The sequence below is a fragment of the Acidiphilium rubrum genome, assembly GCF_900156265.1.
GTDB classification, from domain to species: domain Bacteria; phylum Pseudomonadota; class Alphaproteobacteria; order Acetobacterales; family Acetobacteraceae; genus Acidiphilium; species Acidiphilium rubrum.
The window spans coordinates 60,973-85,448 of sequence record NZ_FTNE01000012.1; the positions used below are offsets into that span (position 1 = coordinate 60,973).

Annotated in this window: 23 protein-coding genes; 15 read left to right on the forward strand and 8 right to left on the reverse strand. The window is 61.0% G+C overall.

Translation table 11 applies throughout. The features are described 5' to 3' along the window. Window positions 1-21 precede the first annotated feature (21 nt). From BW994_RS10520 to BW994_RS10570, 11 genes are read left to right on the forward strand one after another with little or no spacing between them, the layout of a single operon-like run. The gene (locus BW994_RS10520) at window positions 22-1,146 is read left to right on the forward strand and encodes a baseplate J/gp47 family protein (RefSeq protein ID WP_029312176.1); all 1,125 of its coding nucleotides are present in this window, start codon (window positions 22-24) and stop codon (window positions 1,144-1,146) included. A 3-nt stretch (window positions 1,147-1,149) separates the two neighbouring features. Further along, window positions 1,150-1,827, forward strand: coding sequence for a hypothetical protein (locus tag BW994_RS10525; RefSeq protein ID WP_029312175.1), 678 nt, complete (start codon window positions 1,150-1,152; stop codon window positions 1,825-1,827). Between the two features lie 48 nt (window positions 1,828-1,875). Further along, the gene (locus BW994_RS10530; RefSeq protein ID WP_029312174.1) at window positions 1,876-3,132 is read left to right on the forward strand and encodes a glycine-rich domain-containing protein; all 1,257 of its coding nucleotides are present in this window, start codon (window positions 1,876-1,878) and stop codon (window positions 3,130-3,132) included. Between the two features lie 15 nt (window positions 3,133-3,147). After that, on the forward strand, window positions 3,148-3,639 hold the full coding sequence (locus tag BW994_RS10535; protein ID WP_029312173.1) for a phage fiber-tail adaptor protein: 492 nt from the start codon (window positions 3,148-3,150) through the stop codon (window positions 3,637-3,639). Between the two features lie 10 nt (window positions 3,640-3,649). Next, window positions 3,650-6,193 (forward strand): right-handed parallel beta-helix repeat-containing protein, encoded by a 2,544-nt coding sequence (locus BW994_RS10540; RefSeq protein WP_029312172.1) that lies wholly within the window; start codon window positions 3,650-3,652, stop codon window positions 6,191-6,193. A gap of 44 nt (window positions 6,194-6,237) precedes the next feature. Continuing rightward, window positions 6,238-8,130, forward strand: a complete 1,893-nt coding sequence (locus BW994_RS10545) for a collagen-like domain-containing protein (protein WP_029312171.1) — start codon at window positions 6,238-6,240, stop codon at window positions 8,128-8,130. Window positions 8,131-8,132: 2 nt separating this feature from the next. Further along, window positions 8,133-10,277 carry a hypothetical protein gene (locus tag BW994_RS10550; protein ID WP_029312170.1) on the forward strand — a complete coding sequence of 715 codons (2,145 nt, stop codon included), beginning with the start codon at window positions 8,133-8,135 and terminating at the stop codon, window positions 10,275-10,277. Window positions 10,278-10,281: 4 nt separating this feature from the next. After that, on the forward strand, window positions 10,282-10,635 hold the full coding sequence (locus tag BW994_RS10555) for a hypothetical protein (RefSeq protein ID WP_029312169.1): 354 nt from the start codon (window positions 10,282-10,284) through the stop codon (window positions 10,633-10,635). Between the two features lie 16 nt (window positions 10,636-10,651). Further along, window positions 10,652-10,873, forward strand: a complete 222-nt coding sequence (locus tag BW994_RS10560; protein WP_029312168.1) for a hypothetical protein — start codon at window positions 10,652-10,654, stop codon at window positions 10,871-10,873. 1 nt (window position 10,874) lies between these two features. Beyond that, window positions 10,875-11,264 (forward strand): hypothetical protein, encoded by a 390-nt coding sequence (locus BW994_RS10565; protein ID WP_139334073.1) that lies wholly within the window; start codon window positions 10,875-10,877, stop codon window positions 11,262-11,264. After that, window positions 11,261-11,521, forward strand: coding sequence for a hypothetical protein (locus BW994_RS10570; RefSeq protein WP_245594135.1), 261 nt, complete (start codon window positions 11,261-11,263; stop codon window positions 11,519-11,521). Before BW994_RS10565 ends, BW994_RS10570 begins: the two co-directional genes overlap by 4 nt. Here the strand turns inward: BW994_RS10570 and BW994_RS10575 are convergent. The 4 genes from BW994_RS10575 to BW994_RS10590 all read right to left on the reverse strand — a co-directional run bounded on the left by BW994_RS10575 (window position 11,511) and on the right by BW994_RS10590 (window position 16,319). Then, window positions 11,511-13,694, reverse strand: coding sequence for an RNA degradosome polyphosphate kinase (locus BW994_RS10575; RefSeq protein ID WP_051657389.1), 2,184 nt, complete (start codon window positions 13,692-13,694; stop codon window positions 11,511-11,513). The two genes, BW994_RS10570 and BW994_RS10575, sit on opposite strands and share 11 nt — an antisense overlap. A 30-nt stretch (window positions 13,695-13,724) precedes the next feature. Next, window positions 13,725-14,180 (reverse strand): hypothetical protein, encoded by a 456-nt coding sequence (locus BW994_RS20540; protein ID WP_408734950.1) that lies wholly within the window; start codon window positions 14,178-14,180, stop codon window positions 13,725-13,727. A 289-nt stretch (window positions 14,181-14,469) separates the two neighbouring features. Beyond that, entirely contained in the window at window positions 14,470-15,564 is a 1,095-nt protein-coding gene (locus BW994_RS10585) for an AI-2E family transporter (RefSeq protein ID WP_029312164.1), read from the reverse strand. Further along, window positions 15,561-16,319 carry a CDP-alcohol phosphatidyltransferase family protein gene (locus BW994_RS10590; protein WP_245594133.1) on the reverse strand — a complete coding sequence of 253 codons (759 nt, stop codon included), beginning with the start codon at window positions 16,317-16,319 and terminating at the stop codon, window positions 15,561-15,563. Before BW994_RS10590 ends, BW994_RS10585 begins: the two co-directional genes overlap by 4 nt. On the opposite strand from BW994_RS10590, the gene purM reads away from it, so the two are divergent. The 3 genes from purM (at window position 16,288) to BW994_RS19670 (ending at window position 18,226) form a co-directional block, all read left to right on the forward strand. Continuing rightward, complete coding sequence (gene purM, locus BW994_RS10595; RefSeq protein ID WP_029312162.1) at window positions 16,288-17,358, forward strand: phosphoribosylformylglycinamidine cyclo-ligase; 1,071 nt, start codon at window positions 16,288-16,290, stop codon at window positions 17,356-17,358. The genes BW994_RS10590 and purM overlap by 32 nt on opposite strands. Then, window positions 17,355-17,975, forward strand: a complete 621-nt coding sequence (gene purN / locus BW994_RS10600) for a phosphoribosylglycinamide formyltransferase (RefSeq protein ID WP_029312161.1) — start codon at window positions 17,355-17,357, stop codon at window positions 17,973-17,975. Before purM ends, purN begins: the two co-directional genes overlap by 4 nt. 89 nt (window positions 17,976-18,064) lie before the next feature. After that, window positions 18,065-18,226, forward strand: a complete 162-nt coding sequence (locus BW994_RS19670) for a hypothetical protein (protein WP_156038136.1) — start codon at window positions 18,065-18,067, stop codon at window positions 18,224-18,226. A 104-nt stretch (window positions 18,227-18,330) separates the two neighbouring features. Here the strand turns inward: BW994_RS19670 and argF are convergent, their stop codons facing one another. Then, entirely contained in the window at window positions 18,331-19,269 is a 939-nt protein-coding gene (gene argF, locus BW994_RS10610) for an ornithine carbamoyltransferase (protein WP_029312159.1), read from the reverse strand. Then, window positions 19,266-20,462 (reverse strand): aspartate aminotransferase family protein, encoded by a 1,197-nt coding sequence (locus BW994_RS10615; protein WP_029312158.1) that lies wholly within the window; start codon window positions 20,460-20,462, stop codon window positions 19,266-19,268. Before BW994_RS10615 ends, argF begins: the two co-directional genes overlap by 4 nt. Window positions 20,463-20,689: 227 nt before the next feature. Between BW994_RS10615 and BW994_RS10620 the strand changes: the two genes are divergently transcribed. After that, window positions 20,690-22,165 carry a Ppx/GppA family phosphatase gene (locus BW994_RS10620; RefSeq protein WP_029312157.1) on the forward strand — a complete coding sequence of 492 codons (1,476 nt, stop codon included), beginning with the start codon at window positions 20,690-20,692 and terminating at the stop codon, window positions 22,163-22,165. A gap of 18 nt (window positions 22,166-22,183) precedes the next feature. On the opposite strand, the gene BW994_RS10625 is transcribed toward BW994_RS10620, so the two are convergent. Both BW994_RS10625 and BW994_RS10630 read right to left on the reverse strand, forming a co-directional pair. Then, on the reverse strand, window positions 22,184-23,272 hold the full coding sequence (locus BW994_RS10625; protein WP_029312156.1) for a glycosyltransferase family 4 protein: 1,089 nt from the start codon (window positions 23,270-23,272) through the stop codon (window positions 22,184-22,186). A gap of 140 nt (window positions 23,273-23,412) precedes the next feature. Further along, the gene (locus BW994_RS10630; protein ID WP_029312155.1) at window positions 23,413-24,462 is read right to left on the reverse strand and encodes a glycosyltransferase family 4 protein; all 1,050 of its coding nucleotides are present in this window, start codon (window positions 24,460-24,462) and stop codon (window positions 23,413-23,415) included. Between the last annotated feature and the right edge of the window lie 14 nt (window positions 24,463-24,476).

Sequence of the window (24,476 nt, forward strand, 5' to 3'; positions counted from 1 at the left end):
TCCGGATTTAGAGGATATTTCATGCCATTATCGTTACAGAATTTCACCGCGATGGTGGAGCAGATGGCGGCTGCCGTGCAGGGGGCCGCGACGCAGGTGCTGGATCTGACTGTTGGCTCGGTCTTGCGCGCGATTCTGGAGGCGAATGCGTCGCTCGGATTGTGGCTGCAATGGTTGATCGTCGAGGTTTTGCAGACGACGCGATTGGCGACCAGCAGCGGCACCGATTGCGATAGTTTCGGGGCAGATTTCGGGTTCGTGCGATTACCGGCCTCGACGGCGGGGGGCGTTGTTACATTCGGCCGGTTTGCACCCGTGCTATCGGCTTTTGTGCCGGTTGGGACGACGGTGATGACCAGCGATGGCAGCCAGAGTTTCACTGTCAGCGCGGATACGAGCAACCCGGCCTATAGTGCTGGCTCGGGCGGTTATGGGCTCGCAGCGGGCATTGCCTCGATCGATTTGCCGGTAGTGGCCGTGGTGGCGGGGGCGGCGGGCGATGTCTTGGCGGGGACGATTGGGCTACTGACGAGCGCTATCCCCGGGATCGATACCGTGAGCAACGCGGCACCGATGACCGGCGGGTTGGATGCGGAGAGCGATGCGGCGTTCAAGGCCAGGTTCGGCAATTATCTGGCCAGTTTGTCACGCGCGACGCCAGATGCGATCGAGGAGAGTGTGGCTGGTGTGCAGCAGGGATTGTCGGTTTCGGTTGCCGAGAACGTCGATCAGACGGGTGCCGTGAGCATGGGCAGTTTTGTCGTCACGGTCGATAACGGGACCGGGGCACCGCCGGCCGGTTTGTTGGCGAGCATCGCTGCGGCGGTGAACGCAGTGCGGCCGGTAGGTACCCGGTTTGCGGTGCAGGGTCCGGTGGTTGTTAACGCCGATGTATCGATGACACTGACGTTGGCGCCGGGGGCGCAGGCGCCGGTGGTGATTGCGGCGGTGAGTGATGCGATTTCCGCCTATATCGAGTCGTTGCCGGTGGGCGCCGGGTTGCCCTACTCGCGGCTTGCACAGATCGCCTATGACGCGTCGAGTGCTGTGGTCAATGTGACCGACACGGTCTTGAACGGCACCACGGCCGATTTGGTACCGCCGTTGTTTGGTGCCGTGCGGGTCGGTACGGTTAGCGTGGCCTGAGCGATGAGCGGATCACAGGTTCCGTCCGGTAGTTCGGCCGACATGCTAGCGCGGCTGAAGGCAGTCTTGCCGACACGATGGTTTGCAGATGCCACGCCGGTGCTCGATGCCGTGCTCGGGGGCGTCGCGGCGGTGTGGGCGGCTTTATATGCGCTGATCGGGTTCGCTGCGTTGCAGACGCGGATTGCGACCGCGAGCGGACCATTTTTGGATATTGCGGCGCAGGATTATTTTGGTACCGCATTGACCAGACGGGCGGGTGAGACCGATGCTGCGTTCAGTGCGCGGATCAGGTCGAATCTGTTGGCACCGCGCGCGACCCGGGATGCGCTGATTGCGGCACTGATTGTCGAGACGGGTCGGGTTCCGGTGGTATTCGAGCCGTTTAACACCGGGGATACCGGTGGTTATTCAAGTAACACGCTCGGCTACAACGCCATGGGCGGCTACGGAAGCCTGATGTTGCCGTATCAATGCTTCGTGACGGCGTACCGGCCGGTTGTCACGGCGTCCGGGAATAATGGTGGCTACAATTTTGGACCAGGGGGTTACGCGACCGCGCCGATGGCGTGGAGCGATCTGGCCGATGACCCGGGCTTGATCACCGATGCCGAGATCTATGCCGCCATTGTCGGGGTGCTGCCGGTGAACGGCGTTGCGTGGACCCGGCTTTCCGACTGAGCGGGCGTGGCTTCTGAAACGTTTTTGTTGTCAATCAAGGGATATTTCATGGATCGCACGATCGTCTATCCGGGCGCCATTCCGCTCGACACGGATATTCTGAATATCAATCGTAACGTGCTCGTTGGCATCGGTGCGCTGAACGCGGCGGTGTTTGGCACCGGCGTCGTCGCCGATGGGCTGGCCTGTTCACCGACTGTGCCAGCCTCATTGACGGTGACGGTCGCGCCTGGTTCGATCACCCAGTATGGGCCGGTGGACGCCAATGGTTATGGTAGCCTGACGGCGGATGTGGCGGAACAGACGGTCAAGACAGGGATCAACCTCGATCCTGTGACGTTCACGCTTGCGGCGCCGAGCAGTTCGGGCCAGTCGGTCAATTATCTGATCGAGGCGACGTTTTCCGAAGTCGACACTGTGCCTGTGGTGCTGCCATATGTGAATGCCGCCAATCCTGCCGTGCCGTACTCCGGGCCAAATAATTCCGGTGGGGCGCAGGATACCGTGCGGATCGAGCGCGTGCAGTTGCAGGTCAAGCCCGGTGCCGCGGCGGGCGCCGGGACGCAGACGACGCCCGCGGTCGATGCGGGATGGGTTGGGTTGTATGTGGTTACGGTCAATTACGGACAGAGCGCGATCACGGCCGCGGATATCGTGACGATGCCGACCGCGCCGTTTCTGAGCTTCAAATTACCACAGCTGCGTCCTGGTTTTTCTGCGATCCAGGTTTTTGAATCATCCGGCAGTTTCGTGGTTCCGGCGGGTGTTTCGCAGGTGAAGGTTACGGCGATCGGCGGTGGTGGTGCTGCGGGGTATCACGCGACTTTGCCCGGTGGCGGCGGCGGCCAGGGTGGCACGGCGATCGATGTGATCGGTGGTTTGGTGCCCGGGCAGGTGATTGCGGTGGGTGTTGGTTCGGGCGGGGTCCCGCCGAGTAGCGCGGGCGATGGCGGCGCCGGCGGGACCTCGAGCTTCGGCGCTTATTTGTCCGCGTCAGGCGGGGGCGGCGGGCAGGGCGGGACGACGGCGCTGTTTGCAACCGCCGGCGGTGCTGGCGGCATGGGTCGGGGCGCGCGGATCGTTCAGGCTGGGGCGATGGGCTGTGATGGCATCACGATCGCATCCCGGGGAGGTGATGGTGGTGGCGACGGTCGGGGTCGGGGTGCCAGTGGGCCGGTTGCCGGATTCGCGGCGACCGGATTTGGCGGCGGCGGCGGCGGCGGCGGTACCACCACTTCGACCAGTAATTCGGTTGGAAGCCCTGGTGGTGCCGGCGCGCCGGGTCGCGTGATCGTCGAATATTGAGCGGGATCAGGCATCATGAGTGGAACGACAACGCAGATCGGCCATGCCTGGCAGGTCTCATCGGCGCGGCTGATCGAAATCGAGGGTTTTATTCCCACCCCGCGCGGGCTTGCCTTGCTACCGCCACAGCCTTTGACGTGGCCGGAGAAGGATCCGGGCGATACGTTGGACTATGTATTCGAGATCGCGCCGGCGCTAACCGGCAATCCCGGCGATACGATTGCGACCATGAGCGTCGCGATCTCACCCGCCAATCCCGGTGATCTGACCCTCGCGTCGGCCGCCGCGGATGGAACGCGGGCTATCCTGTGGCTGAGCGGCGGCCAACCAGGCACTGACTACACCGTGACAATCGGGATTTCGACGGTGTGTGGGCGGAGCCTCGCGCGCAGCATTGCATTGCCGGTCGTTGCGCTTGCTTCGGTACCGGCACCGCCGACGGCAATTACCACGCTGGGCGGCGTGCCGCTGACCAGCCCCTCCGGCCAGCCGATTACTGCGGATTGAAGGAGCATACATGCCAACGATTGGACAGTTGCCGGCTGCTGCTTCGGTTTCGGACAGCGATGAACTACCGATATTTCAGAACGGCGCAACCGTTGCCGCGACGCGGGCGCAGATTTTGGCGGGGATGCAGCAGGCTCTCGCATTGCCACAAGGCAGCCTGCTGGGCGGCGTGGGCCCTGGGGTTGCGAGCCCGGTTCCGATCAGTATCGGGGCTAATCTTGCTCTGAACGGCACGGTTCTGTCGGCCGCGGCGGCGCCGTTTGCGATTGCTGGGTTGCCGGAGGGCGTGACGCCTGGCGTGAATGATCTGGTGGCGCTCGGCCAAGGTGGCGCGAATGCGGCATTGCCTTATGCGGCATTCATGCAGGGGATGGCTGGCGTGCCGGGTATTCAAGCCGGAGCGTTGGAGGCGATTGCAGCGGGTGCCTCCAAGCTGCGGACGTTGGCGGCGATAGGTGCCAATGCTGTCGCGATCGAGGATTTCGGCGCGGCAGGTGATGGGGTGACCAATGACGCGGCGGCGCTGATTGCTGCATTGGCGTCGGGCAATCCGGTGCGGTTTGGGCCGAAGACGTACCGGATTGACGGTGAATGTGACATTGGCGGACTCTGCGCCGCGTTACTGGGCATTCCCGGCACGACCGTGCTGACCCGCGGTGCGCAGAGTGCGGTTGGAACATCCGGCAATCCCGCCTGGATCAGCGTGACGGCGACCCAATTTTTTGTGGACGGCATTGTGTTTGATGCCAATCGGGCGGTCACGGCGGACACTTGGGGCGTGGTGGTGCAGGCTTCGTGCACGAATGCGAACATTACGCGGTCGTTGTTTCGCAATGCCATGGGTTCGATTTATGGCTGGGGGCTGGCGATTGCGCCGAGCGACCCGACACTGACCCGTCACCATGTGCATGATTGTGAATTTACGGCCAATGCGGTTGACGGCATGTGGGTGGCGGCTTGCGATTCGGTCGCTGTGACTGCATGTCGCGCCCATGACAACGCGCGCAACGGCATTTACGTGGATAGTCAAGATTCCACATTTGTTTTGAAGATCAGGGATGTCCAGATTGTCGGGAATACCTGCTGGAACAATCAGACGGGAATATCGGTCGGCAATTTTAATGCGACCAACACCGAGCCTGGGGTTTACGGCAACGCCAACCCGGATGTGCTCGGAGGATTGGTTTCCAATAATTGTGTATTTGATAACACCAATTATGGTATTTCGATATCTGGCAGAAATATTCTGGTATCGGGAAATTTGATCGTCAATAATGGTCCCGCCGGTGGGGGTATGTTGGCGAATACCGGTTATTGCCGGATCGCCGATAACATGATCACGGGATCGGGCGGCTTTGGGATCGATGCGGGTGGGTCGATCTATGTCGAACTGACTGGCAACTACATTGATGGGCCGACGATTGGGATCGGCATCGGTGGATCCCAGAATTGCACGGTTCGGGGCAACTATGTTCAGGATTGTGTCGCAGGTATCATGGCTTTGAATGTCGAGTCTGATGGCCGAGGCGATAACTTTGGAATTAGTTGCAATAATCTATCGATCCTAGGCAATTACGTCTGCTATGGCGCGGGGGGATCCGGGATCGTTCTGCGCGACGCCCCACAGCGCGTGGTCGTCACAGATAATATCGTGTCATCGGGTACGGCAGGTAACCCGCTCAATGCGCTTTTACCGTACACTGATTCTCTGGTTCTGCGCGGTAATATATTGAACTATGCTGACTCGTTTTCGGTGAACCCAACCAGTGTCGGTGGGGTGAATACGCTGGTGTTTCCAGATTTACTCGATCGCGTGACGGTTTCGCAGAGCACAGGGTTGGTTGAAAGTATTGTGAGTGCCACCGCTGTTGCGACTGCGGGGCAGATCAGTTTTATCAAGGTGACTAACGGCGGCTCAAACTATAGCAGTGCGACGATTTCGATTACGGGGACGGGGAGCGGTGCGACTGCGCAGGCCTGGATTTCTGGTGGCGTAATCATTGGCGTCACCGTTACGAACGCTGGCAGTGGCTATGGTGCGGGCACTGCTGCGGTGATCAGCGGCAATGGCAGCGGTGCGACGATATCGGTTCAGGTTGGGTTGCCGGTGATACAGGGACGGCGGTTGGCGGTGCATTGCGTTGCTCCGGTTGGCTTTGCTGCAGCCGGCAGCGTGCCGGCTCAGGAGAATTGGACCGGTGCGACAATTACGGTGCCGACGGGTGCGACGATCGAATGGGCCGGCGAGGCAGGCGCCTGGCAGGCGACGCGGTTCATGCAATCGGATTACGTGTCGCCGGACGGCGATGGCAGTGTGACGTTTCAGAGTCAGGCGGGCGATGTGAAGCTCTGTCCCGCTGTGGGCGGCGGTGTCCGTTTGATTTCGACGACGGAGCCGACCGGGTGTGTGACATTGATCGGGCGCGGTTCGCCGGCGGGCATTGTCTCAGCTGTTCCTGGTTCCAGCTACCGGAATCTGGATGGCGGTCTGAACGCGACGTTTTGGATCAAACAATCCGCGACGGATGCCACAGGGTGGGTGGCGGTCGCTTAAGCCCTCGTCAGATCGCTTCCGAAACGCCGACAAGGATTTTATCCATGACCATGATACCACAGCTTCCGACCGCGACTACGGTCGGGCTTACCGATCTTTTGCCGTTATCGCAGGGTGGTACACTCTATGCGGCCTCGGTCGAACAGATTACCGCAGGTCTGCAGACAGAGATTGTGCTCCCGACCGGCGAGGTGCTGGGCAGAGCGAGCGCCGGCACCGGGATGCCGGAAGCGCTTTCGCTGGGCGGCGGACTGGCACTTTCGGCCACCACGCTTGAGGCGAACGGCACCGATCATTTGAGATTCGGCCTGCTTGGCAGTTTCGCGATCGATGACGAGGTGATTGTGAACGCTGCAGGGGCGCCCAGTCGCCTGCCGATGGGTTTGTTGCGCGGCCTGTTTAGTGCTGGCGCAGGAATTGCCATTGATCCGAACGGGACGTTTAGTGTGACGGCGGGCGCGATTGCGGGGCCGGTGGGGCCTCAGGGACCTGTTGGGGCGAGTGGGCCGCAAGGTGTGGCGGGGCCGGTAGGACCGCCGGGCGCGGGGCTGCTTGCACCGGGAAGCAATAATGCCGCCAGCACCATCGCCGGCACTGATTACGTCGCGATCTGGCAGAACGGTGCAAACGCCTGGATTACCTATCAGCAGTTGATCGGTGGGCAGACGATTGATCAGTTGCCCGCGGCTGGACCGGTTTCGGATTCTGATCAGTTGCTGGTCGCCCAGAGCGGCAACGCGCTGGCGAGTCAGAGTTTCGCGGCCATCTGGACTTACGTTGGACAGAAAATTCCGACAATGCGGGCTGGTGTGGTCGAGTTAACGGCGAACACGGTGCTCGATGCGACGAACCATAACCAGCGCGTGTTAGTGGTGAGCCAGCCGATGGTTTTGTCGGCGAATTTCACGAATATGGGTAGCGGATTTTCATGCCGTGTGATCAACCTCTCGGCGGGAGTCGTGACGATGGGGGCGGGCATTGTTTCTGGTACAGGTAGCAGCGTGCTGCCACCAGGTGCGAGCGCTGAGATTGTCGGTCTGACATACTCCGGTGGTTCGATCGTGTGGTGGAACGGTATCGCGCCGACCTCACCCACGATTACGGTTGCGATGGTTGCCGCGCCCGCGCCGAATACAGCGTTCACTGTAAGCGGTGGTTTGTTCGATGATACTCCGACCGCGCTTGACTACTCGTTCGACGGAAATCATTGGACGGCAGCAGTCACGCCGAATATCGGTGCAACATCGTATCACTTCCAAGTGCCGGGCATGGCGGCCGGGACGTATACCATCATGGTACGCGATCACGCGAACACTGCGGTGGTTGGTACCAGCCCGCCGTTCACCATAACGGCAGCGACCGTCACAATTGGTGCCGTGCCGACGTCCGTGACGGTTGGCGGCGCGATTCCTGTGACCGGAACCGTGGCGCCGTCTGGTGCAGCGGTGCAGGTTGGGCTTTCCGCGAGCAGCACAGTTGCACCGACCGTTTACGCAGCGGCAAGCGTTAGCAGTGCAAACTGGAGTACGTCTCTGGTGGCGGGTTCTGTGGCAGGAACCTATTACGTTTGGGCGGAACAGATCAACGATGTCAGTATTCAGGCAGTATCGGGGGCGATTGTTGTATCGGCCAGCGTTGCTGCGATCAGTTACACGGTCAATCAACCCGCGAGCGTGAGCATAGCGGCAGGGTCGGGCACGTTGGCGTTGAACGGCGGTGTCAGCCCGCCGCAGTCGACAGCGACACAGATCGCGTTTTCGACCAGTAACACGGTGCGCCCGACGACAGGCTGGCAAAATGCGGCGATTATCGACAACAACACCGTCTGGGCGATTTACGCGACTGTGCCAGCGTCGGCAGGGACCTACTACATCTGGGTCGAGACTACGAGCGGGACGAACGCCGTCGTTTCAACGTTTTCGATCCAGGTGACCTGAGGATGGCACTGATGGTGGTTGCGAGCGGTAATCCTCTCGCATCGTCGGCCGGGCGGATTTTATCAAGCTCGCTCGCAGCTAGTAGTTCTGGCGCGCCACTGCCAACCGGGTTCTCAGGTCCCTACCCTTCGGTTATCACGGGCCTGGCGGGATGGTGGGATGCCGGCGCGTTGAGCGGCGTTCTGGATTTAAACGGCAATGTTGTGGGTTCCTTCAACAGTACGGTGGGCGCGCTTGCTGATAAAACGGGCCAAGGCGCGGCTTTGGTTCCTTTCCATTATTTCGTTAATGTAACGCCAAACCCGACGCTCGTGGTTCCGCGCATTAATGGCTTTCTGGGTGCCGTGGGCAGCCCCGACGCGACCATTGCCCAGTACGGACCGAGCCTCGATCCGGATTGGGGATTATCGCTGGCGGCGCTCGACCTGGGTAATGCTGCAGCTTGGACAGTATACTTGGTATGGACCCGGCCGAACTGGCGGCAGGGCACCTATCAGGTCAATAACGACCCGACACCGTTGATCCATGATATGGCAAGCGGGATCACTGTTGTGCAGGCGGGTGGTCCAACAGGCGTTGGTTTGGTGCTGTTTGCCAACACACCGCATAGCGTGACGATTACGCCGACATTGGCGCGCCGTCACAGCCACGCGCTGATCATGCGGAACACACCCGGATCGGGCGTGGATGTCTGGCTCGATGGCGTACCGGTGGTAACGGCGGCAGCAAATCCATTACCGGCGTCAAGTGGTGGGCAGGTTTTGCTGTTTCATGACAGTACGGCGCAGGGTTCGGCACAATGCTGGTTTCATGAGGCGGCACATTGGGCGCGGGCGCTGGATGCTGCCGATATCGCGACGCTGATCGCTTGTCAGGGGCGATGGGTGCTCAGAAGTCGGCGCGGCGTCAATCTGTTGGTGATGGGTCAATCCAACGCTGAATGGTTCGTCCAGTCCGGGGCACCGCTTGCGCTTGCGCGTGGTGTGGCTTGGTATCTTGGGGCTGCCTCATGGGCCGCGACGTCGCTACAGTCCGGGAGCTACATCAGCCCGGCCCGCTACTCCATGGTCTCGGGTCATCCGATATCGAACTCATCGCCGCCGCTGTTTCCTCCGGGCGCGGGCAGTGGAACATTCCTGACTAATCCGGGTGATGGTTCGTCTCCATCGACCTGGGCCCTCGGGCCCGATGGTCAGGCGCTAACCGCGTATCTGACGGGCGCGCAGGCCCTCGTTTCGGCCGCGGATGCAAGCGATATCGCCTTTTTGCTCTGGCCCTGGTCCGAGCAGGACAGCACCACGCCGTATTCCAACAAGGCGCTTTACAAAGGCAGCGTCGTTCAACTCGCAGCTGCGACGCGCGGCTTGTTCGGGCGGTCCGCGGCGCAGATGCCTCTGTTGATGTGGAGCGCGATTCCCTATGAAACCGATGCCGGCGTCCAGATGGTGCGCGAGAGCGTGTTTGACCTTGCGCAGGACCCGACGCAGGGCATTCGGATGTTTGTCTCACAGACGGCCGATTCCAACCCGCTGAATGCGACATGGAATCCGGTGACCGGGATATTTGCCGGCGGCGACCCGGAGCACCGCGATCAACCCGATCTGTTGCGATATGGCCAGATCGGCTCGCACGTGGCGGCACGGGCCATGATTGCATTGGGGTTGTCCGATACGATCTCACCTGCGGCGTTTCCGGTATCTGGTCTGCCGATCGCGGGGGGGCCGAGTATTGTTCATGCATATCAGGCGACGCCAACCGAGGTTGTTCTGACGATCAAGCATGATGCGGGAAATGATCTGATCGTACCGCTCCAAGCCACCAACGGTGCGGGATTTGCAGTTATGGATGGTGGCACTGTCGCCAATCCCGGCCCGATTATCGCCGCGACCGCGGCAGTGCGGATTGATGCGACCCATGTTTCGGTGACATTGGCGCGAGCGCCGGCCAGCCCTGCCAGTCAATGCCTGTTCTATTATCCTTACGGTAGTAACCAAATTGGGAGAGGTGATGCAGTGACTGACAACTTATCGCAAGTCACGCCGCCTGTTGGCTGGTCGATGGCGGCTGATCTTGGTGCATCATTCTCGATCAACATGCCACTTCAAGCGACAGCCTACGGCGTGCCGTTGGCGACGGTTCCTGACTAAAGACATGGCGGATGATGCGATCGCGCTGCTGCGCGATGCGATGGCGGACCTGCGATCTGAGGTCGGGCTATTGCAGACGGAAGTGGCTTCGGCGCGCAGGGATATTGTAGCCATCGAGGCACGTCATATGGCACTGGAGACCTGGCGCAGCCGATTCGAGATGCAGGTTGAGACAGCGCAGGACCGGTTCGTCTGCAAGAGTGATGAGCTGGTCAAGGAGCTATCACGATTTCATGCAGATCTGGCCCAGTTCCGGGGTGAACAGTCCGGTGGTCATCGGGTAACAATGATTGTTGTGGGGCTGCTTTCAGCGGTGGTTGGCAGTATTGCCGCGCATGTTCTGCACTCGCTGTCATGATCGGCGATCATTCAACATGAAACGTATATTCGCGGAACTTATTTCGGATTCCAATGGTCGTGCTGACGAGTTGGCTGTGTTGTCCATCATTGGGGTGCTTAGCTTTATCGGGCTCGAGTTGTTCGCCGTTCTTGTGCGGCATCAGGCGTTTGAGCCGGAGCGGTTCGGCATGGGTCTGGGTTCGGCGATTGCCGCTGGGGCAATCGGCATGGGGTTGAGTTCACGGTTTGGAGGCTAGAATGCCGGCATTGCTTGCATCATATATAACGCGATTTTTGCCATGGTTGATTGGCGGTTTGTGCGTGATTGGTTGTTTGATTTATGTCTGGTATCTGCGCGATCAGTTGAAAACCGCTCAGGGGGATATTGCATCCGCGCAATCGACGATCGTCCAGCTAAGCGCGATAAACCAGCAGAACATGGCTGCCTTGAAAGTCTTGCGTGCGGAAGATGCGGCTTGGCAGGCAACATTGGCGACGACATTGGCGAGCGACAGTCAGATCACTCGCTTCACTGACGGCTTGCTCCAAACGGTTGCGACAGCACCCTCCAAGGATGATGCCACCGTCGCGCCAGTTTTGGCGAACACTCTGGCATCGATCGCCAAAACACAAGGAGCCCCGCGATGATCAGATTGATACTCATGTGCTGCCTTGTAGCAGGGTGCACTGTGGGCAAGCCTGTGACGATCACCAAAATCAAATTGGTGCAGCCGGCAATTCCAACTGCGCTGTTGACTTGCCCTGGAAGCCCGATTGTGCCGGCGGCGACACGGCAGTCGCAGGTCGCGGAATACGTTGCGGCGTTGTGGCGGGCGCATGCGATCTGTTATGATCATCTGGCGGCCGTAAAACAGACTTTGCAGGTGCCGTTAATTACTCGTTGATCAGGAATGTTTTGCGATATCGATTGCGTTCACGCTGTTGATGGTTAATCGGGTTACGCAACGCTGAGCCACGACCTGATAGCGATGGATTTGTCATGAAATACTCATGGGCGGACACGGGGTGTGGTCCCTGTGGTATTTTCGACCAGTTACCGTCTGCGCCGAGACTCCAGGAATCGACGTCATCACGCAAGTTGACCGCCATGATCTGGTCAAGCACCTGCGCATGCACCGTTGCATTGTGGATCGGGACGAAGGTTTCAACCCGCCAATCCATGTTGCGAGCCATCCAATCGGCGCTCGATATGAAAACCTTGTTGTCCCGGCAGGGCATGTCAGCGCCATTGGCGAACACTGCGATGCGTGCGTGCTCCAGGAAGCGGCCAATGATCGATTTGACCTGTATGGTCTCCGACAGTCCCGGCACACCGGGTCGCAGGCAGCAGATGCCGCGTATGACGCAGATGATCCGCACACCGGCTGCCGATGCCCGGTAGAGGTGGTCAATCAGTCGTTCGTCGACGAGGGAATTAAGTTTCAACCAGATTCCAGATGGCCGGCCAACTTTCGCGGCGGCGATTTCAGCATCGATCAGAGCCTCGATCGTCCGGCGCGTGCTGATCGGGCTGAACGCGAGTTGGTCCATGTGCTCGGGGCGCGCGTAGCCGGTCATGTAATTGAACAGGCGGGCGGAGTCCCGGGTCAGTTCGGGATCGCAGGTGAAGAACGACAGATCCGTGTAGATGCGCGCCGTGATCGGGTGGTAATTGCCGGTACCGAAATGGGCGTAGGCTCGCATCGCACTGCCTTCGCGGCGGACGACCAAGGACAGTTTGGCGTGGGTTTTCAGGCCAAGGAAGCCGTACACGACCTGCACGCCAGCGGCCTCCAGTGTGCGGGCGAGGCGGATGTTCGCTTCCTCATCGAAGCGGGCGCGCAGTTCGACCATGGCGGTGACGCTTTTGCCAGATTCAGCGGCTTCGATCAGTGCACCCACGATCGGCGAGTCGCGGCTGGTTCGGTACAGGGTCTGTTTGATCGCGACAACATTGGGATCGCCAGCAGCCTGGCGGAGGAATTGCACGACCACGTCGAAACTCTCGAACGGGTGGTGTACGATGATGTCCTTGTTGCGAATGGCAGCGAAACAATCGCCGCCGAAATCGCGAATGCGTTCGGGAAAGCGGGGCGTGTAGGCGGGAAAGAGCAATTCGGGGCGATCGTCGACGATCATTTCCTTCAGATCGACCAATCCCAGCATCCCGGCTTCGATGAACAATTCGTCGTCCGGGGCCTCGACCTCGTCGATCACGAAACTTTGCAGGTCCTCCGGCATATTCGCTGCAAGGGTCAGTTGGATCGCGGCACCCCGGCGGCGGCGTTTCAGGGCCGATTCATAGGATTGCACAAGATCCTCGGCCTCTTCCTCGAACTCGACATCGGTATCGCGTGAAACGCGGAACAGCCCTGAGCCAGCATGGCGAAAACCATGAAACAGCCGGTCAAGAAACAGGGCAACCAGATCCTCCAGCATGACGAACCGGATGGTGGCGGACGATGCGTCCGGCAGGCGGATGAAACGCCGGATCTGGGCTGGGAGTGGGATGAGCGCGCGCATCACCCCGGCATCGTCTTCGCGGACCAGCTTGAGCGCGAGCACGAGGCCCATATTCTGGACGAAGGGAAATGGATGGGCTGGATCGATCGCCAGGGGCGTGAGAACGGGAAAGACCCGTTCCATAAAGTAACTGTCGAGGAATTTGTGATCTTCTCCGCTCAGATCGCCAGTGCTGATGATGGTCAGTCCGACTGCGGCGAGTTCGGCGCGCAACTCCGCCAGAACACGCTGCTGGGCCTCACGCAGGCCGCGGGCGCAGCGGTTGACCTCGGCAAGTTGCTGGGTCGGCGTCTGCCCATCGGATGAATGCAGCACGAGCCCGGCGCGGGCTTGACCGATCAGCCCGGCTACGCGGACCGAATAGAACTCATCGAGATTCGAGGCGCTGATCGAGACGAAGCGCAAACGCTCCAGCAATGGATAACGGGGGTTTTCAGCGGCGCCCACCACGCGCAAATTGAAGTCGAGCCATGAGAGCTCGCGGTTGATGAAGCGCGCGGGGTCTGCGATTGTGATCGGTGCCTCCCTCGCGCTGACATGTGTGCTACTATCCATCCGAGGATGTTGGCATGAATCGGCGCAGCGCTAAAGCAGCGATGGCGTTTCCGTTGCATGAAATTCAGCTTGGCGGCCGGGCTGCGGTATCGATTGTTCCTCCTCCGGCGGATCAGCGAGTTCACCGAGGAGCCGTTCGGCGATCCGGCGGGACGGCGCGGTGCCGAGTGCGAGCGCATAGCGATCGAGGCGGGCGATTGCTTCGCGCAATACGGCAGGGCGGCGGGGGAGGCGGCCGAGCAGAAATTGCTGGACCGACGCAGAAATAGCCATTTGTCGAGCGGCCGCGAGGCGGATGAGCATGGCATCGAGCAACGCGGGTTCGGCGGGTGCGATCTGGATGGTCAGGCTGGCGCGCAAGCGGCTCCCAAGATCGGCGAGGTCGATGGCAAGGCGGGCGGGGGGTGTCCTGCTTGTCATCAGGACCGGTTTCTGGCTTGCCGATGCCCGTTCCAATGTTGCGAACAGGGCGATCGGGGCGGCCATCGTGTCGACATCCTCGATGACGATCGCCGCTCGCGATGACGAAAGGGTTTGGCGCAGTTGCGAGGCCTCAACGATCTCCGCCTCGCGTTCGGCAGCCCAAAGACGGGAGAGGTGGCTTTTGCCGCAACCCGCATCGCCCCACAATACAAGCCTGTTGTTGACCCAATTTACTGGTGCGGCGAGGGCGGCCCTTGCTGCTTGGTTTGACGGAGCCTCGATAAAATCGGCCGCCGAGAATTGATCCGGCTCATCAAACGGCAATGCCAGTTGGCGTGCGGCTGTCGCGTTGTCAGGCACTGGGCTTCGGCGGGTCCAGATACAAAGAGCTCTGGAGATAGTGATGCAGCCAGAAGCGCGCCAGAACGCCCAGGGTCGCCGTAACGGGTACGGCGAGCATGACGCCGAGAAAGCCGAAGGTTTCGGCACCGGCAAACAGCGCGAAGATCACCCATACGGCCGATAAGCCAAGTCGATCGCCCAGGAACCGCGGCGCCACGACATAATCGTTCAGTAACTGACCGACTACGAAAATGGTCGCGATGACGAGGACGTGATCGATCCCGCTGAACTGGCCCAGAGCCAGAATAATCGAGGAGACGGCACCGACGATGGTGCCAACATAAGGAATGAACGATAACAGCCCGGCGGTGAGCCCCACGACCAGGCCCAGATTCAAGCCCGCGATACTAAGGGCGACAGCATAAAAGACTGCCAGAAACAGGCAGCAGATGGCCTGGCCGCGTAACCAGGCATTCAGAATTCGGCTAATTTCCTGCGAAAGATTACGAATCACGCTTTCCTGGGAGCGCGGTAACCACGAGTCGATCCGGGCGATCACGAACGGCCAGTCGCGCAGGAAGTAGAATGCGACGATTGGCGTGATGATCAGCAGCGTCAGAATATTGATCAGCACAAACCCAGTGCCGACCACGCGCCGTGCCGCCGTGCCGACGAAGCCCATGAGCGTTCCGGCTTCGTTGCTGACCAGCGACTTGAGTTTGCTGGAAACGAAACCCTGACCGAACTTCTGTTGGATGCTGTTGATTTCATGGGTCGCGAATTTCTGCAGATTTTGGACCATGCTAGGCAATTGCTGCGATAGCAGCCCGATCTGCGCAGAAATGAGTGGATAGAGCAGCAGGATGCACAGTGCAGCGCCGGCGATCAATGTCAGCAACATGATCGCGGTGCCCAGCGAGCGTGGAATCCGCAGGCGCGTCAACGCGGAAACAGCCGGATCAAGGAAGTAGGCGATTCCGGCGGCGGCAACGAACGGCAGCAAGATTGAAGAGAACAGACGTAAAAAAACTATCGCTAGTACAACAGCTGCGCCAATCGCTAGGAAACGTTGCCAGCGTGGCCCCGCCTCGATCCGTCCATTCATACCAATCTGCTGCCGCGCATGACGTAAGCCCCTCCTGAAATCAACGTGGTCAGCGCGACGAGACCGATCAACATCGGACGTATATAGGGTGGATGCACGGCGAAGCCAGCCTCGGCAAGAGTAACGCCAACCAGCGTGATCTGGGCGACGCTGTTCAGCTTGGAGATGATCAGCGGCCGGATTGCAACGGTTCTGCCGAGCAAGCGTAGCAAGCCGATACCGCCGATAATCATGCCATCGCGAAACACGACCAGGATCGTGAGCCATAACGGCAGCAGCCCAATCGCGGCCAGCGTGATAAACATCGATGTCAGCAGCAATTTGTCGGCCAGGGGGTCGAGCAATGTGCCCAGGATAGACGGTCCCTGGCGCCGCGCGAGCCATCCGTCCAACGCGTCGGTCAGCCCCGCAAGCGCGAAAAGTATTGCCGCAATTGCGCAGTCGCGGCGCAAGACCAACCAGATTGCAATCGGAACCGCACAGATCCGGCCAAACGTCAGCACGTTCGGAAGTGTCGCGACGTCGGTTGAAGCGCCGGCCCTGCTACTGTGACGATTTATGCCATCCGGCATGATTGATCTGCCTGGTTGCGCTTGCTCCGGCGTTGTGGTGATAACCGCGCCGAACGCAGCGCGCGCTGCCGTCCGCCATCGAGCGACGTATCGTTGGTGACCATTGTGCGCCGGTTGTTCATGAATGACGATTAGCGCATCGGAGACGTGCATGACCAGCAGCGACGGCAGGAACGGCGTCACCTATCGCGATTCTGGCGTCGATATTGAGGCCGGCGACCAATTGGTCGATATGATCAAACCGCTTGCGAAGGCGACGACCAGGGCCGGCGTCATCGGCGGTATCGGCGGGTTCGGCGCGCTGTTCGACCCTAAGGCTGCCGGCTTCGCCGATCCTGTGTTGGTCGCCACCACCGATGGGGTCGGCACCAAGCTTCGCCTCGCCATCGATACCGGTATTCATGATACCGTCGGGATTGATCTGGTCGCAATGTGCGTCAACGATCTCGTGGTGCAGGGCGCAGAGCCACTGTTTTTCCTGGATTATTTCGCAACCGGCCAGCTTGATCCCGCGATCGCGACCCGCGTCATTGCGGGAATCGCCGAAGGCTGTCGCCAAGTGGGCTGTGCGCTGACTGGTGGTGAAACCGCCGAAATGCCGGGTATGTACGGCAGAGGCGATTACGATCTGGCCGGTTTCGCCGTCGGTGCCGCCGAGCGCGGCACTCTGCTCCCCGACCGGGTCGCCCCTGGCGACATTCTGCTCGGATTGCCGAGTTCCGGTGTTCACTCCAATGGGTTTTCGCTGGTGCGGCGCATTATCGACACCGCCGGGATCAAGTTGGACGATACGGCCCCGTTTGCCCCGGCGCAAACCCTGGGTGCCGCGCTCATGATACCAACGGCCCTATACGTTCACCCGGTGCTTGCCCTGGCCCGTGCCGGCTTCTTGCGGGCCGCCGCCCATATCACCGGCGGCGGGTTGCCTGGCAATGTACCGCGCGTGTTGCCTGAAGGCTGCGCTGCCGTGATCGACCAGCCTTGGCCGATGCCGCCGGTGTTTCGCTGGTTGGCCGGTGCCGGCGGCGTAGCGTCGACTGAGATGCTCCGGGTCTTCAATTGCGGGATCGGCATGGTTCTGGTGGTCCGCGAGACCGATTGCGATGGCGCGACCACGCTGCTGTCCGGCCAAGGGCTGGCACCGTGCCGCCTTGGGCGGATTGTCGCCGCTGACGGTCCCCCGGCAATCCACATCACCGACCCCGACGCTTTATTTACATGAAGCAACGTGTCGGTATTCTGATCTCGGGGCGAGGGTCGAACATGCAGGCGCTCATCCGCGCCGCGGCCAATGCCGATTACCCGGCCGAGGTCGCGCTTGTGATCTCAAACCGTGCCGATGCCGTCGGCCTCGACATTGCGCGCCAGCACGGGATTGCCGCCATGGCAATGCCGAGTCGCGATTTCCGCACTGACCGCGCTGGGCACGAAGCCCGAATTCATGAGGCCCTGATCGGTGCCGGCTGCACCATCGTATGTTTGGCAGGGTACATGCGGCTGTTGACGCCCGCGTTCGTGACGCTGTGGGCAGGACGCATGTTGAACATCCATCCGTCGTTGCTGCCGGCGTTTCCCGGCCTCGACACGCACGCGCGCGCTCTGGCGACGGGCGCCAAAATCCACGGCTGCACGGTGCATCTGGTCACGGCGGCGATGGATGAGGGGCCGATTCTCGCGCAGGCGGCGGTGCCGGTTTTGCCCGATGACACCGAAATAACGCTCAGCGAACGGGTTCTCGTACAGGAGCATATCATTTACCCTATGGCGCTCCGTCATCACATCGGCGTCCAGCCGAGATACGCTGATCCGACGGTGGCTTTACTCAGCCCTTGCGCTTGACGCCAAGACGCAATAACCATTGAACATGTCACGAAAGCGTGTGACACGATAACAAGCGGATGGGATTCGAAAGGGTCAAGGCGGTAATGATGGCTGATACTGATACACCGAACAACCTCCCTATCGGTCTGGAGCAACTCGAACAAGGCAGCCAAGCGGGCTGGAACGGGTTCACCCGGTTTCTGGTCGTGACCGTCATCAGTCTTGTTGTTATTCTGCTGCTGATAGCGGCTTTTACCGTCTGGAGTTGAGCCGGACACAATTCGCTTCCGCGACTGCGGGGCGGCGTTAATTTCAAAAGGTTTGGGCGATCCGGTAGGTGCGACCCGCCCTAACACGCGACGATCCGCTGGTCTCAACCACCCAGAGCCCACGCCAGGATTCCCTGCTGCGCATAGAGCCGGTTTTCCGCCTCATCGAACACGACCGACTGCGGTCCATCGATCACCCCGGCGCTGACCTCCTCACCGCGATGCGCCGGCAGGCAATGCATGAATATCGCATCCTTTGATGCACGCGCCATCAATCGTTCATTCACCTGAAAGCCCGCCAGCAGGTTATGCCGGCGTTCGGCATCGTCATCGCCCATGCTCACCCAAGTGTCGGTGACCACGCAACGCGCATCGGCAACTGCAGCATCGGGGTCTTCGGTCAGGACTATATTGGCGCCCGCCGCCTCTGCCCATGCCACAGCAGCAGCGTCGGGGCGCAATTCGGCTGGGCAGGCCAAATTCAGGCGAAACCCAAACCGTGCCGCCGCCTCGATCCAGCTTTTCGCCATATTGTTGCCGTCGCCGATCCAGGCGACGGTCTGCCCGGAAATCGGACCATGCCGCTCCTCGAACGTCAGCACATCCGCCATCACCTGGCATGGATGCGACCGTTCGGTCAGGCCATTGATCACCGGAACAGTAGCATAGGTAGCCAGTTCCCGCAGTTTCGCCTCCCGATCCGTCCGCAGCATGATCGCATCGACATAGCGCGACAGCACCCGCGCAGTATCTGCCACCGTCTCACCCCGACCGATCTGCATTTCGCGTGATGACAGCATCACCACATCGCCACCCAGGCCGCGCATCGCCATTTCGAAACTTACGCGTGTCCGCGTCGACGGTTTCTCAAAAATCAGCGCCAGCGACCGTCCGGCGAGCGGCCGCGCGGCCGATCGGCCGGCGCGCTTGAACCGGGCCGCCTGATCGAGGATTCGCCGCAAAACGGGCGCCTCGATCAGTGCCAGATCAAGGAAGTGCCTCGGTTGGTTGTCATTGTTGCCTGTCCCGATCGCAATGCTCATTTCGCGGCAGCCGCGAACAGTGACGGCTTGCACCGCCGGGCCGCACCATCCAGCCGGACCAGCGCCTCATCGATTTCCGATTCCGAGACGATCAGCGGCGGAACCAGACGCAACACATTGTCTCCTGCGGCGACCGCCAGCAACCCCTCGTTGAAACACGCCGTCTGAACTTCGCCGTTCGGCACCAGACAGACCAGACCTTGCATCAGCCCATGTCCGCGCACAGCGCCAAATACATCGCCATGCCGGCGCACCAACGCTTCGAGTCCGGCCTGGAATCGCGCACCCACCTGTTCGACCTGGGTCAGAAATCCCGGTGCAAGAACGACATCGAGCACAGCATTGCCGGCGGCACAGGCAAGCGGGCTGCCGCCATAGGTCGTGCCGTGGCTGCCCGGCACCAGATGTTTTGCGACACGCTCGTTGGCGACCAGCGCGCCGAGCGGAAACCCGCCCCCGATTCCCTTGGCCATGCTGACCGCGTCCGGCATAACGCCGGCCCATTCATGTGCAAACAATTTGCCGGTCCGCCCCATGCCGCATTGCACCTCGTCGAACCCGAGGAGCAGGCCGAACTCATCGGCCGCCGCACGCAATCCTTGCAGGTATTCCCCATAGGCCGGCCGCACCCCGCCCTCACCCTGAATGGGTTCGACCAGAATCCCCGCGGTCTCCGGCGTAATCGCAGCGCGTAACGCGTTCAGGTTATTGAACGGCACGTGGTCGAACCCGTCGACCGCCGGGCCAAACCCCGCCAGATATTTTGCATTGCCGGTCGCGGCGATCATCGCGAGTGTCCGACCATGAAACGCACCCTCGGCGCAAATCACCCGAAACCGTTCCGGCTTACCCTCATCGGCCATCGTCTTGCGGAACGATTTGACCAGTGCCTCATTGGCCTCCGCGCCGGAGTTGCAAAAGAACACGCTGTCGCCGAAACTGGCGTCCACCAGCCGCGCCGCCAGTCGTTCAGCCTGCGGCACACGATAAAGATTCGAAACATGCATCACCTTGGCGGCCTGTTCGGCAATCGCCCGGGTCAAGCCGGCATGACCATGTCCGAGCGAGGAGGTCGCGATCCCCGCGCCGAAATCCAGAAATCGGCGACCATCATCCGTCATCAGCCACACGCCCTCGCCGTGGCTGAACGAAACGTCGATCCGATTATAGTTCGGCATCAGAGAGGGTATCATGTCACACAACTTTCTTTCGCGAAAAGCCTATAGTGCGATGCTGTCCGGCTAAGTCAAACGCCAATTTTGATGAACAGGCAGTAACACTTGGCCTTATGGCCGGTCGTTCTGCCAAGTCAGTCGCGACACGTCCCGAACAATTGTCCGCATACACCCCGCCCCTTCAATGAAATCAAGGGATTAAGACCCACTATCCGATATCAGCCAGACACGCTACGCAGCGTCTCATGCAAAGCAATGCTCGTCGTGCCGTGGTTGATCTGGGCTCCAATTCGGTCCGCCTCGTCGTGTTCCAAGGCCAATCCCGCAATCCCGTGCAGATCTTCAATGAAAAGGCCGTCCTTCGCCTCGCCCGCGGGTTGATCGCGACCGGCAACCTCGACCCGGCGTCGATGGATGAAGCGGTCACCGTGGTGCGACGCTACGGCGCGATCGCGCGTGCCATGGGTGCGCATCCATTTGAAGCCCTGGCGACCTCCGCCGTGCGCGATGCCGCCAACGGTCCCGAATTCACCGCACGACTGGAAGCGGCAACGCCCGGCCTGAAAGTCATTACCCTGACCGGCGAGCAGGAGGCGCGCCTCTCCGCCGAGGGCGTGCTTTGCGGTATTCCCGCCGCCGACGGCATTCTGGCCGATCTCGGCGGCGGTTCGCTCGAGGTCGTGCGCCTGTCTGCCGGCAGCATCGGTGAAGCCGCGACCATGCCGATCGGCGTGATCCGCCTCGCTGAACGTGCCGGCAATGATCATCTCCGCGCCAAAACCATCGTCTCCGACGAGCTTGAGGCGATCCCGTTTCTCGGTGAAGGCGCCGGTGGCGACCTTTATGTGTCGGGCGGCGCATTCCGTGCACTGGCCCGTATCCACATCGCGCAAACCGGCTACCCGCTGGCAATGGTGCACCATTACACGATTGGTCGCGACGAGGCCCGCGATCTTTCGGCGGTCATCGCCGAAGCGGGGCGCAAGCTGATCGAGCGCATGCCTGGCGTTGCCCGCAAACGAATTGATGATTTGCCCTACGCAGCCATCATTCTCCGGCGCCTGCTGCGTGCCACCAATGCGGCACGAGTCGTCTTCAGCGCCAATGGCCTCCGCGAAGGCTGGTTTCTACGCCAACTTCCTGCGGAAATGCGTCTGCAAGACCCGCTGGTCGCGGCAGGGCGCGACCTCACGGTTGGATTGCTGCGCGATGCCGGCCTGCCGGACGCGCTCATCGCATGGACCGCGCCCTTGTTTGCCTCGGAAACCAACGCCCAGCGCCGGCTGCGTGAGGGCGCTTGCTGGTTTTCGGACATCGGCAATCATGAACATCCGGAATATCGGGCCGAACAAGCCTTTCTGCGCGTCCTCCGCCAAACCGGCGTCGGCCTGGATCACCATGCTCGCGCCTTTTTGGCCCTGACCCTGGCGTTGCGCTATGAAGCGCCGATTGAAAGCCCGTTCCTCGCACCCGCGCGTGCCTTGCTCGATATGGCGGCCGCCCGTCGCGCCGAGACGTTAGGTGCGGCTCTGCGCCTCGCGTACACGCTCTCCGCCGGCACGCCCACACTGCTCGCCGCAACCAGCCTAACGATCGATCGTGGCAAACTGGTCCTCACGCTCAATGCATCGAGCGGTGTCTTCGCCGGCGACCCGATCGACCGCCGCCTGTCCCGCCTGGCCTCGATGGTCGGGCTCGAAGCCGAAACACGGCTGATCTGATCGCGGTTCGGGCGGTCGCTATCCCCATGGCCCAATCTCAGCACGCCCGGCGCGCCTGACCACATAGGCCGCCCACATCGCGAAGGGCAGGAGCGGCGCAAAAATCACCACGGGCTTCCAATCGGTGGGAGCGTGCAGAAACCCGATGACGACCACACCACCGAATATCGCGAACCCCCAATAAATGATAGCAACCCACCGCGCATCCATCCCCGCGCGATGCGCAACCTGGTAAAGATGCCCGCGGTGCGCCCGGGCGATGTTCTGCCCCGCCACGGTGCGCCGCACCAGCGTGAACGTCACATCGAGCAGGACACCCGAAAGCAGCAGCGGTACCACCAGAAATGACAATGAGACCCGCTGGTAATGCGTCGCGGCGATGCCCAGCACGGCCAGCATGAAGCCACAGAACTGGCTGCCGACATCGCCCATGAAAATCCGCGCGCGCGGATAGTTGAAGGGCAGAAACCCGGCGACGCCGCCGGCCAGCAACAAAGCCGTGGTATAGACGAAAAACCCGCCGTGCAGCCCGGCAATGCCCGCCAGAAACAGGCACGCGATCAAAGTCGTGCCGGCGGCCAGACCATCAAGCCCATCAATGAAGTTCATCGCATTGGTCACGAACAGAATCCAAATCAACGACAGCACCGGTCCTGCCATGCCCAGTGGCACGGCACCCAGCAGCGGCAGATCGAATTTCCGCGCTGATAACCCGGCACCGACCGCAACCAGCGCCGCCAGGAATTGTGCGCCGAGCTTTACCAGAAACGGAAAATCAAACAGATCATCGAGCAACGATACCGCCGCGATCAGCACGGCAGCTGCGATTACGCCAACAAACAGCGGCGCCGCCAGGCGCGACACTTCGCCAAAGCGGTAGAGCAGCGAAATGCCGAGCAGGAACGCGGCGACAATGCCCACCCCTCCCGATTTCGGCGTAACCCGTGTGTGGGCTTTCCGGGCGTCGGGACGGTCCGGCACGCCGACCGAGATCATGGTTCGCACCACAATGCCGGAAAACAGAGCCAGCCCCGCAAGCAGGGCGACATGGCGCGGCAGCGCCAGCGTGGCGAAACCGGGATGGGCAATAAACGGGACAGGGCTCATGCGGCGCGGACCATGGCGGAACTTGCGGTCACGTTCAATCAGGCGTGGGACGACTCGCTTGAATTCCCATCCGACAGGCGCGCGGCTCCACGGCGCGAAAAAAAAATCCCACCCCTGGCAGTGGGTGGGATTTTGGTCGGTCAACCAACCAGGCGCAGCCGGTCGCTCTTCGGCACCATCAGCCGTTCGTAAGTATCCAGATAATCTTCCGCCATGCGGCGCGCCGTAAAGCGGCGTTCGAACTCAGCGCGAATCCGCGTACGGGACAAATCATCGATCCGCCTGAGCGCGGCAACCGCCTCCTCCTCGCTGTTGACGATGAAGCCGGTAACCCCGTCCTCGATGATCTCGGGCACGGAGCCATGACCATAAGCGATGACCGGCGTGCCGCAGGCCATTGCCTCGATCATCACCAAGCCGAACGGCTCCGGCCAGTCGATCGGCATCAGCAGCGCCTTCGCCCCCGACAGAAACTCAGGCTTGTTGCGATCATCGATTTCGCCGATCAGATCAGCGTCCGGCCCCAGCATCGGCTTGATCGTCGATTCATGATAATCGATATCCGCCCGATCAACTTTTGCTGCCAGTCGCAGGTTAACGCCGGCGGCGCGCGCGATTCGGATGGCCCGGTCCGGCCGCTTCTCCGGGCAGATCCGCCCCAGAAAGGCAACGTAATCCTGCGTCGTCGGCCGGGGCGTCAACAGATATTCCGGCAGGCCATGATGGATCGTCGCGATGAAATTCGCCTCCGGCAACGGCAGTCGCTGGCTGTCCGAAATCGACACCACGCTCATCGGCGGCAGGCCGGCGAAGACCGGCCGAAGCTCCGGCAGATCGAGCCTGCCGTGCAGCGTCGTGACGAACGGCACCCCCTGGCGCGAAAACAGCGAGGCGGGCCAGTAATCCATATGGAAATGCAGCACGTCGAATTCGTGCGCCATCTGCCGCACGCGTTCCATGAGTAACATATGCGGCCCCATGAAATCACGAATAGTCGGGTCGAGCCGCAGCGCCCGCGGCCAAACCGCTTCGAGTTTAGCACGCGTCACGGAGTCGCCACTCGCGAACAGGGTCACGTCGTGACCCATCGCAACCAGTTCTTCGGTCAGGAACGAGACAACGCGTTCGGTGCCTCCATACAGTTTCGGCGGCACGGCTTCAGTCAGCGGGGCGATTTGCGCAATACGCATCGGTTTCAAACTCC